The organism is Puia sp. (assembly GCF_035546395.1).
Taxonomy (GTDB): Bacteria; Bacteroidota; Bacteroidia; order Chitinophagales; family Chitinophagaceae; genus Puia.
This window is the reverse complement of record NZ_DASZXR010000016.1, coordinates 151,915-164,444: the sequence shown is the minus strand read 5'-3', so window position 1 is coordinate 164,444 and position 12,530 is coordinate 151,915. Positions and strand designations below refer to the sequence as shown.

General features: G+C 56.6%; 10 protein-coding genes and 1 pseudogene. 9 read left to right on the top strand and 2 right to left on the bottom strand.

Annotation, left to right across the window (positions count from 1 at the left end; all coding sequences use genetic code 11):
- Positions 1-29 precede the first annotated feature (29 nt).
- Positions 30-2,408: pseudogene (locus tag VHE34_RS21745) on the top strand (ABC transporter permease); the annotation flags it as partial.
- Here VHE34_RS21745 and VHE34_RS31195 read toward each other — a convergent pair.
- Positions 2,405-2,452: a hypothetical protein gene (locus VHE34_RS31195; RefSeq protein ID WP_414709927.1), complete on the bottom strand. Its 48-nt coding sequence runs from the start codon at positions 2,450-2,452 to the stop codon at positions 2,405-2,407. The pseudogene VHE34_RS21745 and the gene VHE34_RS31195 overlap by 4 nt on opposite strands.
- 60 nt (positions 2,453-2,512) lie before the next feature.
- Here VHE34_RS31195 and VHE34_RS21740 point away from each other — a divergent pair, with 60 nt between their 5' ends.
- A complete protein-coding gene (locus VHE34_RS21740) occupies positions 2,513-3,250 on the top strand; it encodes an ROK family protein (protein WP_325591805.1) in 738 nt (245 codons plus the stop codon).
- 42 nt (positions 3,251-3,292) lie between these two features.
- On the opposite strand, the gene VHE34_RS21735 is transcribed toward VHE34_RS21740, so the two are convergent.
- Positions 3,293-4,171 carry a sugar phosphate isomerase/epimerase family protein gene (locus VHE34_RS21735; RefSeq protein WP_325591804.1) on the bottom strand — a complete coding sequence of 293 codons (879 nt, stop codon included), beginning with the start codon at positions 4,169-4,171 and terminating at the stop codon, positions 3,293-3,295.
- Positions 4,172-4,255: 84 nt separating this feature from the next.
- Between VHE34_RS21735 and VHE34_RS21730 the strand changes: the two genes are divergently transcribed.
- The 7 genes from VHE34_RS21730 (at position 4,256) to VHE34_RS21700 (ending at position 12,529) form a co-directional block, all read left to right on the top strand.
- Positions 4,256-4,723, top strand: coding sequence for a RidA family protein (locus tag VHE34_RS21730; RefSeq protein ID WP_325591802.1), 468 nt, complete (start codon positions 4,256-4,258; stop codon positions 4,721-4,723).
- 4 nt (positions 4,724-4,727) lie between these two features.
- Entirely contained in the window at positions 4,728-5,879 is a 1,152-nt protein-coding gene (locus VHE34_RS21725; protein ID WP_325591801.1) for a D-TA family PLP-dependent enzyme, read from the top strand.
- Between the two features lie 357 nt (positions 5,880-6,236).
- Positions 6,237-7,553 (top strand): inositol-3-phosphate synthase, encoded by a 1,317-nt coding sequence (locus VHE34_RS21720; protein WP_325591800.1) that lies wholly within the window; start codon positions 6,237-6,239, stop codon positions 7,551-7,553.
- Positions 7,553-8,020: a phosphatidylglycerophosphatase A gene (locus VHE34_RS21715; protein WP_325591798.1), complete on the top strand. Its 468-nt coding sequence runs from the start codon at positions 7,553-7,555 to the stop codon at positions 8,018-8,020. The genes VHE34_RS21720 and VHE34_RS21715 overlap by 1 nt, the downstream gene beginning before the upstream one ends.
- Positions 8,017-8,388 (top strand): GtrA family protein, encoded by a 372-nt coding sequence (locus tag VHE34_RS21710; RefSeq protein WP_325591797.1) that lies wholly within the window; start codon positions 8,017-8,019, stop codon positions 8,386-8,388. The genes VHE34_RS21715 and VHE34_RS21710 overlap by 4 nt, the downstream gene beginning before the upstream one ends.
- A gap of 6 nt (positions 8,389-8,394) precedes the next feature.
- On the top strand, positions 8,395-10,938 hold the full coding sequence (locus tag VHE34_RS21705; protein WP_325591796.1) for a DUF5686 family protein: 2,544 nt from the start codon (positions 8,395-8,397) through the stop codon (positions 10,936-10,938).
- Positions 10,939-11,116: 178 nt separating this feature from the next.
- A complete protein-coding gene (locus VHE34_RS21700; protein ID WP_325591794.1) occupies positions 11,117-12,529 on the top strand; it encodes a DUF4833 domain-containing protein in 1,413 nt (470 codons plus the stop codon).
- Position 12,530: the final 1 nt, after the last annotated feature.

The following is a 12,530-nucleotide window of genomic DNA, read 5'->3' as shown; positions in this document are numbered from 1 at the left end:
GGGTGTCCACAAGGTCCAACGCCAACTATATGCTAACAACCTATTTCCGTAACGCCGCCCGCGCTTTCCGCAGCAGCCGGCTCTTTAGCGTCATCAACATCCTCGGTCTTTCCATCGGCATCAGCGCCGCCCTGGTTATCTTCTGGGTCGCCGACTATGAACTTTCCTTCGATCGATTCGAACCCAACCGCGACCGCATCTTCGAGGTTGTACAGGAAGGCTCTTTCAACGGCAACGCCGCCCATGCGGGCGCCGTCCCGGGTCCGTTGGGTGAAGCCGTCCAAAACGAACTCACCGGTCTTGAACTCGCAGTACCTTATTTCACGTACCAGGTGGACGGCACGGCCAAAGTCATCGTTGGCGGCAATAAGCCCACGGAATTCAAAAAGCAAACCAACATCGTCTATACCACCCCCGAATATTTCACGCTCGTCCCGCATCGATGGCTGGCCGGCTCGCCGCAGGCCTCGATGAGCGATCCTTTCCGGGTCGTCCTGACCGAAAGCCGGGCCCGGCTCTATTTCCCCAATGAAACGCCGGCGGATGTCGTCGGCAGACAGCTCAGCTACGACAAGATGCTCGTGACCGTATCGGGGGTCGTAAAGGACGAAGACGAGCATACGGATCTTGGCGCCGCCGAATTCATCTCCCATGCGACTATTGCAAAAACCTGGTTACAGCATGAATTCATGATGAACAAATGGGATGACTGGATGGGCTATAACCACCTCTACGTGAAACTGGCTCCCGGCGTCACCCGGGCCCGCGCCGAAGCCCAGCTCGACGCGCTGTACCGAAAATACAATCCCTCCAGCGCCAAAAGCAAGGACGGCTGGCATCTCAAGCTGCTTGCCCTGGCCGATATTCATTTCGACCCGATCTACCACAGTCCGGGTCGTCGCGTCGCTTCCAAATCGGCGCTGTACGGTCTTCTGGCGATCGCCGCCTTCCTGTTGCTGCTGGCCACCATCAATTTTATCAATTTGTCCACTGCCCAGGCTACGCGCCGCGCAAAAGAGATCGGCGTCCGGAAGACCATGGGCGGCTCGCGTGGGCAGCTCATCCGGCTGTTCCTTGGCGAAACCTTCTTCCTCGTCCTGGTTGCTACCGCCCTTTCGATGGCCCTCACGCCCGTGCTGATCGAAGCCTTCTCCGGCTTTATTCCTCCCGATCTCCATGCCGATTGGTTGCGCCATCCCGGCAGCCTGCTCTTTCTCGCCTTACTGGTCCCTGTTCTGACCGTTTTGTCAGGCGCTTACCCTGCCTTCCTGCTATCGGGTTTCAACCCGGTAAGGGTCCTGAAGGATCAGCATTACTGTCCTGCCAGCAACACCAGCGGCGCCCGTCTTCGCCGAATCCTCACCGTAGGACAGTTCGTTATAGCCCAGTTCTTCGTCATTGCCACGCTGCTGGTCGGCAAGCAGATCTATTACGGCCTCAACCAGGACCTCGGCTTTCGTCGTACGGCCATCCTTACGTTCAATACCCCCTGGGATTCGGTGGCCACCCATAAAAAGCACTTGTTCGAGCTGGTTAAGGCTATTCCCGGTGTAGCAATGGCCAGCCGGGGGTTCTTTAGCCCGGGTGGCGACGGCGGCGCGGTCGGCGGGGTCAGTTTCAAGGCCCGGCCGGATATCAAGGCGGATGTATTGACCCGCTGGGGCGACAGCACCTACCTGCGTCTCTATGACATCCGGCTGCTTGCCGGCCGCAATCTTCGCAACAGCGACACGGCCACCGAAGTTCTCATCAACAACACCTATGCGCGGATCCTCGGGTTCAATAAACCTGCGGATGCCCTGGGCCAGCGGTTGACCTTTTATGGGAAGAAGGACATGCCCATCGTAGGCGTCATGGCAGACTTCCATGAGGAATCCATGCATGAAGCCATCCAGCCACTGGAGATGACCAATCGCGCAGGGGACATTTTTCATATCCGGCTCGCTTCGCTCGCCGTAGCGCCCGGCGTCATCGACCGGCTTCAAAAAGCCTTTCACGAGGTCTATCCCGACGGCGACCTGGAATATTCCTTCGTCGATCGCAAGATTGCCCAATGGTACAAAGCCGAGCAGGATATCATCCATTTGCTCTATTGGGCCACCGGCCTCACTATCGGCATCAGCTGCCTGGGCCTGTTAGGACTTGTCGTCTATACTACCAACTCCCGCACCAAAGAGATCGGCATCCGCAAGGTCCTCGGCGCCACTGTCGCCAATGTCATCGCCATTTTGTCGGCCGAGTTCCTCCGGCTCGTTCTGCTGGCCTCCGCTATCGCGATCCCCGTCGCCTGGTGGGCAGCCGACCGTTGGCTGAGCAACTTCGCTTACCGGACCCCGATGAGCGCCTGGGTCTTCGTCGCCGGCGGCGTGGGGCTGCTGCTGGTTGCTCTTGCGACCCTCAGCTTTCAAACGATCAAGACGGCGCTTGCCAATCCCGTCGAGAGTCTTCGGATCGAATAGGGTAGGGAGGCGGCCTAATTGTTGCAATCCCGTACCTTTATTAAAACAATTCAATGGACGCGACCGGCAACATCCTCGCCATCGACATTGGCGGCTCACATATCAAAGGCACTATCCTCGACCCTCAGGGCCATCAGCAGACCGAATACAAGAAATTCGTCACGCCGCCGCAGGTGACCTCCGGCGGCGTCTTGGATATCGTTCGCCAGATCGCGAAAGATATGCCGCCCTATGAGAAAGTCTCCGTCGGCTTCCCTGGCTACGTTCGTAACGGGATCGTATTCACCGCCCCGAACCTGTTCACCGAGCATTGGAAGGAGATACCCCTGGGACAGCGGATCGCCGATGCCCTGAGGACACCCGTTCGTCTCGTCAACGATGCCGATCAGCTCGGCCTTGGCGTCGTCAGCGGAAAGGGGTTCGAGCTCGCCGTCACCCTGGGTACCGGTTTCGGAACCGCCGTCGTCATCGACGGCTACCTGCTTCCCCACCTGGAGCTCGCGCATCATCCCATCAGCAAAGGCCGCGACTACGACGCCTACATCGGCGCGGCCGCGCTGGAAGAGGCGGGAAAAAAGAAATGGAACAAAAGAATGGAAAAGGTCTTCAAGGTGTTGAAGACCGTCTTCAACTACGACCGGCTCTATGTCGGCGGCGGCAATGTGGACAAGCTCAAACTGCCCGTCGAGCCGAACATCCACCGGTTTTCCAACCTGGACGGCATAAAAGGCGGCGCAAAATTATGGCTGTTGGAAGATAGATATCATATCACAACCAACTATCCTTCCTGAGGTGGCCGGATGGCGTATGGCCGGCATCGCGGGCAACGGGCTTTACAATTTGCGGATATATTTCGCGCTGTCCTCGAAGGTGTCGAAGCTCATTTCGACGAAGAAATTCTTCACCCCGCCCGTCTTCGCCGCGGCAAAGAACTCCTTCCAGTCGATAACCCCTTGGCCTACGGGTACTTCTTTCTTGTCGGCGGTCCAGTCGCTTAAATGGGATGAGATGAACCGGCCGGGATATTTATTAAAGTACGTCGCCGCCTTGTAGCCCAGGTTGATCACTTCGGTCTGGAACTGCATCCTGACCAGTGAGGCATCGAAGGCCTTCATCAATGCGTCGTAGATGAGCGTTCCGTCGAGGGTGGCAAACTCGAAGTCGTGGTTGTGGAAGCCGGCTTGCATCCCGGCGGCCTTTATCTTTTCGGCCGCTTTGTTCAGTTGCTCCGCGTGATCGGTGTAGTCCTTCAGCGTACTCGTCTTCGGCAGCCAGAAGGTGCTGCAGATCATCTGGCTAAGACCCAGCGCATGGGCGAACTCGATGGTCTTGTCGATCTTATCCGGCGCGAACTCGCCAAAACCATAGTGGCAGCTTGGACATTCCAGTCCCGCGTCGTTGATCGTCGCCTTTATTTCCTGCCCTGTCTTTCCCTTCAGGAAGCCGAACCCGATGGTCTCATAGCCCGCCGGTGAACACAACTCGGCCAGTTTATAGCCAAGACCCGCCATCGTCTTCAAGGTTCCGGGAAAGTCTTTGGCCATCCTCTCTTTTACCGCCCAGGTCTGAAAGCCAATTGGGATATTCATCATACGGGCGGCCTCCATGATGTGTCCGGTCCCGGCGATTCCCTTAAACGCGGGAAGGCCGGCAATCGCACCCAGCGTCAGCGCGGTGCGGGAAAGAAAATCTCTGCGGGATGTCTTTTTCATGATTACAAGCGTTGTCGTTAGTGTCTCTAAATATACTACATTCGCCAGCAAGTTTTTTATACAACCACCCACTAAGGTAAAAACATGAGCACTACACCCGAGCAGAATTTCGCGGCCCTCAACTTATCCCTTCCCCCCGCCCCGGCTCCCATGGGCGTCTACAAACCCTGTCTCACCGATGGTAAATATTTATATGTGTCCGGTCATGGCCCCTTGCGTGACGACAAGACCCTCATTGTCGGGCGGGTTGGCCAGGATCTCGACGCTGACCAGGGCAAGCTGGCTGCCCGTCAGGTGGGCCTCGCGATTCTCGCCACGGTCAGGGCTAACCTCGGCAGCCTCGACAAGGTCAGGCGCGTGATCAAGACGCTCGGCATGGTCGGCTGCACGCCCGATTTCGAACGCCATCCTTATGTGATCAATGGATGCAGTGAACTCTTCGCCCAGGTCTGGGGGCCTGATAATGGGGTAGGAGTGCGCAGCGCCGTCGGCATGGGTTCCCTGCCGGGTAATATTCCGGTTGAGATAGAAGTGATTTTTGAGCTACATTAGTGGTATGGACTGGTATCGAATTGCAAACGTCGAAACGCTGGACACTCCGGCGCTTGTCGTCTTCCCCGAGCGGGTGAAGGAAAACATCCGCGCCGCCATTGCGATGACGGGCAGCGCCGATCGCCTGCGGCCGCATGTCAAGACCCACAAGAGTCCCGATTGCACGCGCCTGCAGCTGGCCGCGGGCATCACGCGCTTCAAGTGTGCGACTATCGCCGAAGCCGAAATGCTCGCCATCGAAGGAGCTCCGGATGTGTTGCTTGCTTACCAGCCTATCGGTCCGAAGGCTGAGCGGTTTGCGCAACTCATCCGGAAGTATCCCGCCACACTCTTCTCCTGCCTGATCGACAACCCCGATGCTGCAACGGCGATGGCAAAAACCTTCGCGGGTGCGGGTTTGGATGTTCCTGTCTACCTGGACATCAACGTGGGGATGGACCGCACGGGCATCGCGCCCGGCGACGAGGCGATACAGTTGTATCAGTTGGCGGCAGAGACAAAGGGCATCACACCGGTCGGCCTGCATGCTTATGACGGTCATATCCGCGATGCCGATGTTGCCGAACGCACCCGCAAATGCGACGAGGGGTTCGCCAAAGTCGAAGCGCTGCGAGAGAGCATCGGCGCCATTGCCGGTGTAAAGGCGGCGCGGATGACCATTGTCGCCGGTGGTTCACCGACATTCCCGGTGCATGCGAAACGCGCCGCGATCGCCGATGATGGGGCGCGGACTCCGTCTGCGCCGGTCCAATGCAGTCCCGGCACCTTCGTCTACTGGGACAAAGGGTATGGCGACGGCTTCCCCGACCAGCCCTTTCAGCCTGCGGCCCTGGTCGTCAGCCGGGTGATCTCCAAACGAAGCGGAACCCGCTTGTGTCTCGACCTTGGTCACAAATCCATCGCCGCCGAGAACGAGCTTAGCCGCCGCGTCTTCTTCCTCAACGGCCCGGACCTGAAGCCCATCGGTCAAAGCGAAGAGCATCTGGTCGTCGAGACCGATGCAGCCGCGATGTGCCGGGTCGGCGATGTGTTCTATGGGGTTCCCTATCATGTATGTCCCACCGTCGCCCTTTACGACCGCGCCGTCACGGTCGAAGACGGCCGTGTCACCGGAAGTTGGAAGAACATTGCGCGCGACCGGGTCCTAACTATCTGAGCGCCGCAGCTTACCCTGCCAATCCGGCAATTCGCCCTCCAATCCCGACCGTTCGCCGACTTTAACTATCTTCGCTGGCCGTCCCCCGCTATCTTGTGACCCCAACTGCCTGCTTGCCATAGATAAACACCCGGTAATCCGCTAACTCGAAAATTTTAGCAAAATTTTTCGACCAAAAAACAATTTTGTTCGAAAATTGATTATTTCGATAATTTTGCCCATTCAACTCAAATTCAACTCTGCCCGGCAGGCCTCACAGCTGCCGGCCGAAGGCCCATCATTAGCCGTGCACCGGGGATGGTCACCTTCGGATCAAAACCATCCCGGCGCACGATTCACGCAAAAAACCAATCAACAATGGAAGTAAAAGAAGCGACAGGGCGTCTGGGCGTGTTGCTCCCCGGCATGGGCGCGGTGGCAACAACCCTAATCGCAGGCGTAGAAGCTATCAAGAAAGGCATTGCTCAACCGATCGGCTCTCTCACCCAGATGGGAAACATCCATCTCAACCGCAAGACGGGAAACAACTATCCGAAGATCAAGGATTTCGCGCCTCTCGCCAGCCTGAATGACATCGTATTCGGCGGATGGGACGTCTATGAAGATAATGTATACGAAGCTGCAAGCCGGGCAAAAGTGCTCGAAGCGGGCACCCTGCTGGCTCTCCGCAGCGAACTGGAAGCCATCAGGCCGATGAAGGCTGTTTTCGACAAGGCCTATATCAAAAATCTCGACGGCACCCATATCAAGCAGGCCGACACCAAAATGGCCCTCGCAAAAGCCCTCATGGAAGACATGCAGGCCTTCCAGGAAACAAGGGGCTGCGATCGTCTCGTCATCGTATGGTGCGGCAGTACCGAGAAGTACACCGAAGTATCCGACGTTCACGAATCGCTGGCAGCCTTTGAAAAAGGCCTGAAAGAGAACGATCCGCGCATCGCCCCCAGCATGATCTATGCGTATGCGGCGCTGAAGCTGGGCGTGCCGTTCCTCAATGGCGCTCCCAACCTGACCGTCGATATCCCTGCCCTCACCGAGCTTGCAGCCATCACGAGAACACCGATTGGCGGCAAGGACTTCAAGACCGGCCAGACCCTCATGAAGACCATCCTTGCTCCCGGTCTGCAAGCCCGGGCCCTCGGGGTAAAGGGCTGGTTCAGCACCAACATCCTCGGTAACCGCGATGGCTATGTGCTTGACGAACCGGATAATTTCCGCACCAAGGAGGTTTCCAAGCTCAGCGTTCTTGAAGATATCCTGAGGCCGGAGCTGTCCCCCGAACTCTACAGCGACCTTTACCATAAGATCCGCATCAACTACTACCCTCCACACGGCGACAACAAGGAAAGCTGGGACAATATCGACATCTTCGGCTGGCTGGGTTACTCCATGCAGATAAAGATCAACTTTCTCTGTCGCGACTCGATCCTTGCAGCCCCCCTGGTACTCGACCTGGCGCTTTTCGGCGACCTCGCCAAAAGAGCCGGCCTCAGCGGTGTACAGGAATGGCTGTCGTTCTATTTCAAGTCGCCGCAGACCGCTCCCGGATTCCGTCCCGAGCATGACATTTTCAAACAGCTGACGGTGTTGCAGAACGCCCTGCGAAAACTCATGGGAGAAGAGCTGGTCAATCCTGACCGCCTGACCTTCGCGGAGGAAGAAATCACAGCCTGATGGCGTTGATCCATAGACTCATTTCCACTTGCCTGGGAATAGGCTATACTCCAAAGGGTGGGGGAACAATTGCCGCTGCCGTCTGTTGTATAGCTTGGTATTTTGCCTGGGCGGGTGGAAATGAGCATTTTAGTGAAATGGCCCTCCAGTTGGGTGTCACCGGCGTTTTTTGGGCTCTCGGTGTCTGGAGTGCAAATAAAGTTGAGGCGGAATGGGGGGAAGACAGCTACCGGGTTGTTATCGATGAAGTGGCCGGAATGTGCCTTACCCTGTGTTTTGTGCCCGTCCGCTGGCCGTATATAGCCATCGGACTGCTGCTTTTTAGATTTTTTGACATTGCTAAACCGTTGGGTATCCGTAGGATGGAGCATTTGAGAAGCGGGTGGGGCGTGATGATGGATGATATGCTGGCAGGAGTCTATGCCAACCTGTTGCTGCAAGTCGTCGTATTGAGTAAATTGATATGATAACCTTTACAAAAGCTCAAGTCGTCTCCCTGCTCGCCACCGGCGTTGACTTCCTGGTGACCTTCCTGCTGATCCGTTTCGCGGGAGCGCCAATTGTAGCCGGCGGTGCAACGGGAACCCTCTGTGGAGGTGTCACACATTTCATGGTCAGCCGTAACTGGGTATTCAACGCCCGGGAAGGGAAATGGGCGGCACAGCTGAACCGCTACGTGCTGGTTTGGATCGGGAATTTTTTGCTGAATGTATCCGGGCTCTGGTTGATCACCCATTACACGGGAATAAAAGATATGCTCGCCAAGGTGATCGTCGCCACGACGGTTGCCGTATGTTATAACTATACACTGCAGAAAAGATTTGTATTTAAATAAAAAAGGATGATAAAGCCTGGATGTAGTTTCAAAGCCTGGATATTATTTTCATTGATCTTCGCTGCCGCCCTGCGAACGCAGGCGCAGGACGTCACGTTGCGCGGTTTCGTCAAGGATTCCGCGACCCAAACCATTATTACCAACGCCAGCATCTCCATCAAGGGATTGCGCGGCGGGGCCCGTTCGAACAATGAAGGCCGGTTCCGGATACCCACTCCTCAGCATGCGGTCACCATCACCGTCACCAGCGTCGGGTACAATTCAAAGACCCTTCATCTCGACTCGGTGCCGGCGGAGGAGATCGTCTTTTCCCTTTCCCGGTCGTTCAAAGCGCTGGCCGAAGCCAAGGTCGTCAACAAGAGGCAACGGTATCGGAATAAAGGCAATCCCGCTGTCGAATTGATCCGCCAGGTCATCGACCATAAGGATTCCAACCGCATGGAGGCCTATACTACGGCCACCTACCAGAAGTACGAGAAGCTCGTCGTCTCCGTGGACAAGGTCAACGGCAAGATCGAGAAGAGCGGCCTGCTGAAACCCTATCACTTCCTTATCGAGAACAGCGACACCACCAAGCTCGAAGGCCGTCGTCTTTCTCCTGTCTACCTGGAGGAGACCTACTCCGACAATTATTACCGCAAGAGTCCCGAGAAGACGAAATCCATCATCACGGGCAAACGGAACGTGGACTATGGCGAGCTGATCGATATGAAGGGGATCAGCATGTACCTCAACCGGCTCTACCAGGACTTCAATGTCTATGACAACAATATTTCCGTCTTTACCAACCTCTTCCTGAGCCCCATTGCCGAGTCGGCGCCCACCTTCTACATGTACTTCATCGAAGACACGACCGAGGTGGACAACATCAAGCTCATCCGGCTCAGCTTCCGTCCCCGCAACCCCAACGATCTCCTGTTCCGCGGGACGATGTGGATCACCCTCGACGGCCGGTACGCCATCCAAAAGTTGAGGCTTCTTGTCAGCAAGAGCATCAACTTCAACTTCGTCCGGGGAATGAACATCAACCAGGATTTCACCCGGCAGCCCGATGGCCGGTACCTGCTGACCAAAAGCGATGTGCTGGGGGACTTCGGGATCACCAAGTCGGGTACCGGTCTATATGGGGAACGCGTCGTCTCCTTTGTCAATTTCAAGGCGAATATGCCGCTTTCGGACAGCCTCTTCAAGGGTCCCGGCACCGAGATCCTGGACAGCGCCGAATCGCAGCCCGATTCATTTTGGGTAAACAACCGCGCCGATACGCTCACCAAATATGAAGGCAAGGTATACGCGAATGTGGACAGCCTGAAACGCATGAAGTCCTTCCGCCGCCTGGTGGACTGGAGCACATTTCTGATCGCGGGGTATAAGCAGGCCGGTCCTGTGGAGCTCGGTCCTGCCAGCACTTTCTACAGCTTCAACCCCGTCGAAGGTTTCCGCCTTCGCTTCGGCGGCAGAACGACCACGCACTTCAGCACCCGGTATTATTCCGAGGCTTATGCGGCGTATGGCTTCAAGGACCAGAAATGGAAGTACTTCGTGAGCGGCACCTATTCGCTGAACAACAAGTCGGTCTACGGCTTTCCACAGCACTATCTGCGGGTGTCGTATCAAAAGGAGACCCAGATCCCCGGCCAGCAGCTGCAGTTCGTCCAGGAGGACAACTTCCTGTTGTCTTTCAAACGCGGCAACAATGATAAGTGGATCTACAACGACAACTTCCGGATCAACTATATGCACGAGCTGCGGAACCATCTGTCCTATGCCTTCGGCTTCCGCTGGTGGGAGCAGACCCCGGCCGGCACGATCTCCTATGTCGCGAAGAATGGCGCCGACACCATCCGGACGATCACTACGACGGAGGTGTCCGGGGAGATCCGCTGGGCGCCCCACGAGCAGTTCTATATCGGGAAGCTCTACCGCGTTCCCATCATCAACAAATATCCCATCATCGATTTCAACGTCACGCAGGGCATCAAGAATGCTTTCCGGGGCCAGTACAACTATACCAACCTCGACCTCAATTTTTACAAACGGTTTTACGAGTCGGTCATCGGTTATACGGATGTGACGCTGGACTTCGGGTACGTCGTCGGGAAGGTCCCCTTTCCGCTGCTCGATATCCACCATGCCAACCAGACCTATGCCTATCAGCTGCAGTCGTACAACCTGATGAACTTCCTCGAGTTCGTCAGCGATCACTACGCCGCCGCCTATGTCGACCATTATTTCAATGGTTTCTTCTTCAACAAGATCCCGCTGCTGAAAAAGCTCAAATGGCGGGAGGTCATCGAAGGCAAGATCCTCTTCGGCGGGGTTCGCGATGAGAACAACCCTCTCAGGAACCCGGAGTTGGTGAAGTTCCCGCTCACCAACGGCAAGACGGAGACCTTCTCGCTCTCCAATACTCCGTATATCGAGGCGGGCTTTGGCATTGCCAACATCTTTAAGTTGATCCGGGTGGATTTCATCAAACGGTTCACATACCTGGATCATCCGGAGATCGCGCAGTGGGGCATCCGGGTACGATCGAAGTTTGATTTTTAGAACATACCCCGGGCGTCGCCGGACCTGCTTAGAACCTCACCGGAGCTGCTTCGCCACGCTCCGGTTCGTTCGGGCCCTTCGTCCCTCGGGCCCAGTCCTCCTCGCTCACAACCATCGCTATGCCTGGTTGCCACGACCGAAGATTTTTTAGTAGATTTGCCAATTGTTCGACTGACCCATGAGTACGCGAAAGAAATTACAGCTTGGAATATATAAGGTCATCAATCCGTTGGTGAGATTGTTGATCAGGATGGGCCTGACCCCCAATATGGTCACCACGATCGGGCTTGTCCTCAACATCGGCGTCGCCGTCATCTTCATCAGCGGCGCCGAAGAGGGCCGTCGTGGAGACCTGTCCTATGTAGGGTGGGCGGGGGCGCTGATCCTTTTTGCGGGCCTCTTCGATATGCTCGACGGGCAGGTCGCCCGTCTGGGGAATATGAGCTCGCCGTTCGGCGCTCTTTATGACTCGGTACTCGACCGGTATAGCGAACTGATACTATTCCTGGGCATCTGCTACTATCTCGTCGCCCACCACTATTTCATGAGCAGCCTCTTCGCCTTCATCGGCCTTATCGGCAGCATGATGGTCAGCTATACGCGCGCCCGTGCCGAAGGCCTCGGCATCGAGTGCAAGGACGGCCTGATGCAGCGGCCCGAGCGGGTCATCATCATCGGCGTTTCGGCGTTGGCCTGCGGCGTCGCCTCCCGCTGGATGGGCGGCGACTACAAGATTGCCTGGCCCAACAGCAATTTCCCCATCTTCGAGACCATCTCCATCTTTACCATCCCGCTGACTATTATGGCCTTCCTCGCCAACTGGACCGCCATCGGCCGGCTCCGCGATGCAAAGAAGACACTCGAGGCCCGGGCTGTCGCTGCCAGCGCCCCCGGCCCAACGGCTGCCGCCAATCCCAACGGCGCCGCCAAAGCGCCTGCTGCCGCCAAATCGGCCAGCAAGTCCTCCTTGCCCGGGGCTACTGTGCTAATAATATTTTCCTTATCGCTCATCGCAGGCATGCCCACCGGTGCGCAAACAGCCTCCGCGGCCACACCCGCGGTCATCACACCCGTTTCGCCGGGCGTGCTCCATCCCCGGCCTGCCGTGATCAACGACCCCGTCGACACTTTCCCGATCCCGCCGACGAACTCCAACTCTTTATTCTATCTTCAGCGTACGCCCAACACCAATACCATCATCTGCGAGCTGAACCAGAAAGACGGCGCTCTCGACAGGGATGAGCCGGTAAAAGTGTTGTGGATCCGGTATACGGAACAGCGCCAGCGGGCCGAACTTTCCTGGATCCAACGCCACTTCGCGTATGGCCTCAAGGAAAAGGATATGGGCAACGGCACCTACGAACTCCGGTTCGTGTCCTGGAAGAAGACACCTATGTACCTGATGAAGTCTTCCGCCGACAGCCGCTATCACGTTTATGTCAGTATCGATGGCCGCCAGGCCGTCCTCAACCGGGTGTATATCCGCATCGACCCCGGCGGCACCTTCTGGTCCCCCAATGTAAAATATCTCGAGCTGAAAGCTGTCGATGTTCAATCCGGCAAAGAGGTTGTCCAACGGATAAAAGTGTAGT

Excerpts from the sequence above, each read along its gene's own strand:
- VHE34_RS21740 (WP_325591805.1), top strand. The coding sequence starts at position 2,513 with ATGGACGCGACCGGCAACATCCTCGCCATCGACATTGGCGGCTCACAT.
- VHE34_RS21735 (WP_325591804.1), bottom strand. The coding sequence starts at position 4,171 with ATGAAAAAGACATCCCGCAGAGATTTTCTTTCCCGCACCGCGCTGACG.
- VHE34_RS21730 (WP_325591802.1), top strand. The coding sequence starts at position 4,256 with ATGAGCACTACACCCGAGCAGAATTTCGCGGCCCTCAACTTATCCCTT.
- VHE34_RS21725 (WP_325591801.1), top strand. The coding sequence starts at position 4,728 with ATGGACTGGTATCGAATTGCAAACGTCGAAACGCTGGACACTCCGGCG.
- VHE34_RS21720 (WP_325591800.1), top strand. The coding sequence starts at position 6,237 with ATGGAAGTAAAAGAAGCGACAGGGCGTCTGGGCGTGTTGCTCCCCGGC.
- VHE34_RS21715 (WP_325591798.1), top strand. The coding sequence starts at position 7,553 with ATGGCGTTGATCCATAGACTCATTTCCACTTGCCTGGGAATAGGCTAT.
- VHE34_RS21710 (WP_325591797.1), top strand. The coding sequence starts at position 8,017 with ATGATAACCTTTACAAAAGCTCAAGTCGTCTCCCTGCTCGCCACCGGC.
- VHE34_RS21705 (WP_325591796.1), top strand. The coding sequence starts at position 8,395 with ATGATAAAGCCTGGATGTAGTTTCAAAGCCTGGATATTATTTTCATTG.
- VHE34_RS21700 (WP_325591794.1), top strand. The coding sequence starts at position 11,117 with ATGAGTACGCGAAAGAAATTACAGCTTGGAATATATAAGGTCATCAAT.